General features: G+C 64.4%; 2 protein-coding genes. Both read left to right on the forward strand.

The window, feature by feature from the left end; translation table 11 throughout:
- Positions 1–2,272, forward strand: a 2,272-nt coding sequence (locus tag ACH2EI_RS10570) for an AAA family ATPase (RefSeq protein ID WP_395159972.1), incomplete at its 5' end; no start/stop codon positions are given.
- An 89-nt stretch (positions 2,273–2,361) separates the two neighbouring features.
- Positions 2,362–2,848, forward strand: a 487-nt coding sequence (locus ACH2EI_RS10575) for an N-6 DNA methylase (RefSeq protein WP_395159974.1), incomplete at its 3' end; no start/stop codon positions are given.

The following is a 2,848-nucleotide window of genomic DNA, read 5'->3' on the forward strand; positions in this document are numbered from 1 at the left end:
CATCCCCGATGTCGTCCTCAGCCATTACTCGTACCGCACCGACGACATCCGCCGCCGAATCGACGTCAAGCTCGATCGCTTTGTCGCCACCATGGATCGCGACCCCACACCGAGGGAACGATGGGAGCTCGAACGCGAAGCAGTCATCCACACCCGTCCCTCGAAGGAGAAGCACGTCGACGCCGCAACGCTCCACGCCGAGTGGCGCGAACAGGCATGGGAGCTCGACGTCGCACCCGAGGTCATCGTCGGCGAAGCCGTCAAGCAACAACGACCACGCACGAGCATCACCGCCGACGAGGTGACCGTGATGAGCAGCGGTGCACTCCGGGCGATCAGCAACAGGCAATCGACGTGGCGGCCGACCGAGCTCCACCGGGAACTCGGTGGTCTGCTCCCGACGGACGTCGGAGGTGATGCCGCGCAGGCCATCAGACTGATCGACCATGTCGCCGAAACGATCGCACGGGAGCGATGCGTCGACATCTCGGCACCGATCCCACCCGATTCGCTGCTTCGCAGAGACGGTCGTCCCGTCACCGAAGCAGCGACCAATCGGGCGCTGACCACGCAGTCGATCATCGACCAAGAGCGTGCACTGCTCGACTGGGCAGCGCGCCGCATCAGGGCGTTGGACCTGATCAATCCGGCCGCCATCGATCGCAGTGACATCGACCTCAACATCGCCCAAGCCGAAGCCGTCGCCCGTGTCGCTGGTGACGCACAGCTCGTCCTCATCGTCGGGCCGGCGGGCACCGGCAAGACCACCGCACTCCGACCCGCCGTGGCCCAGCTCCGCGCTGACGGTCGAGCCGTGTTCGGCGTCGCCCCGTCGGCGGCGGCCGCCGAGGTGCTCGAAGTCGAGACCGGAGTCGCAGCCGACACACTCGACAAGCTGCTCATCGAACATCGCCTCGACCGGGCGCCGGAGCACCGCTACGACCTGCCCGCCGGAGCGACCGTGATCGTCGACGAAGCCGGAATGATGTCGACCCCGAAGCTGGCCGAACTCGCAGCGCTCGCCGACCGCAAGCACTGGCGCGTCGTTCTCGTCGGCGACCCCTTGCAGTTCTCCGCAGTCGGCCGAGGCGGCATGTTCGAACTCTTCGTCGACACGAACGAAGCTGTCGAGCTCGACCGCGTCCACCGCTTCGACAACGACTGGGAACGTGACGCCAGCCTCCGACTCCGTCGTGGCGCCGTTGAGGTCGCCGAGGTGTACGACCATCACGGCCGACTCCACGGCGGATCGCTCCAGATGATGCGACAACAGGCCATCGGCCGCTGGTGGAACGAACGCCAAGCCGGTCGAACCGCGTTGCTCATGTCGCCGACCAACGAAACGGTCGTCGATCTCAATCAGCAGTGCCAGCGCGTGCGACTGCAAGCAGGCGAACTCGACGCCGACAACGGCGCAGCCCTTGCCGGCCGGTACGTCCTCTTCGTCGGTGAGCAGATTGCGACGCGGAAGAACGATCGTCGGTTGCTCACCGATCGAGGACAGATGGTTCGCAACCGAGCCGAGTGGACTGTTCGAGCGATCCACCGAGACCAGTCGGTGACGGTCGAAGGTGCGAGTGGCGTCGTGCAACTCCCGAGGGAGTACGTCGCCGAAAACGTCGACCTCGCCTACGCCCGCACCGGGGCCGGCGCTCAGGGCCGAACGGTCGACGCCGGCATCCTGTTCCTGGACCGAGCGACCGACGTGCGCAACCTCTACGTCCCGATGACCCGAGGCCGCTCGACCAACGAGGTCTTCGTTGCCACGACAGGGGAGCAGACCGCCTTCGACGTCGTCGCGCAGTCGATCGCCACCGACTGGATCGACCGCCCCGCCCTCGCACGCCAAGCCGAGTTGAAGAACGCAACGGCCATCTCGCCTGAGAGGGAGTTCGTCAACCGAGTTCGGGACGACTACAACAAGAACAGCACTCAGCGGATCCTCGATAAGTGGGCTGGGCGACCGACCGACCCAAGCTTGGATCCGCCTGTCCGGCCGCCGTATCGGCCGACGCAGAAATGGAGCGAGCTGACATACGACGAAATGACGGTCGCTAAGTTTGCAGGTCGAGGGCCAGGCGACTACCTCCCCGAGGAGAACGTCGACCCGAATCGGCCGACGAAGCCGTGGGACGACATGGACGAGACCGAGCGCTACCTCGCCGAGATGTATGGCTACGAACCCGTCGGCGACAGATGGCGAGCGGTTGCTGAGAAGCCACGACGACCGCTCGGTCGAGAGCTCCCGGGGATGGATCTGCCAGGGCTGTAGCTCCTGCAATCCCCGAACAAGGTCGTTCAAACCTGCGGTCGAACTGCAAGGACCGCGCTAGCGGACGCAAGGTGCGGCAGGATGGGCCAATGGATTTGGTCAAATCGAAGCAGCGCGTCGCTGATCACGGAGAGGTCTTTACTCCGCCCCATTTGGTCGAGGCGATGCTCGACTTGGTCGGTGACGAGGCCGATCGAGTCGAAGCCCGCTTTCTCGAGCCCGCATGCGGGTCAGGAAATTTCCTCGTGCCGGTCCTGCAACGCAAGCTTGCGACCGTCCAAGCCAGGTACGGGCGGAGCGATTTCGAGACTCGCCACCAGGGTCTTCTAGCGCTGATGTCCGTGTACGGAATTGAGTTGCTCGCCGACAATGTCGTCGAGTGTCGCGAGAACCTGCTGCACGAATTCGCGCACTTGATTGGCATCACGGCTGATGACGTTCTGTTCGCAGCCGCAGCGAATGTGCTCGGTGTCAACATCGTTCATGGCGATGCTTTATCTATGACCATGCAGGGGACGAGCCCTCGTCCGATCACGTTCGCCGAGTGGGCTTATCTCGGGAAGGGCAAGTACCACC

It is taken from the genome of Ilumatobacter sp. (assembly GCF_041688325.1).
Taxonomy (GTDB): domain Bacteria; phylum Actinomycetota; class Acidimicrobiia; order Acidimicrobiales; family Ilumatobacteraceae; genus Ilumatobacter_A.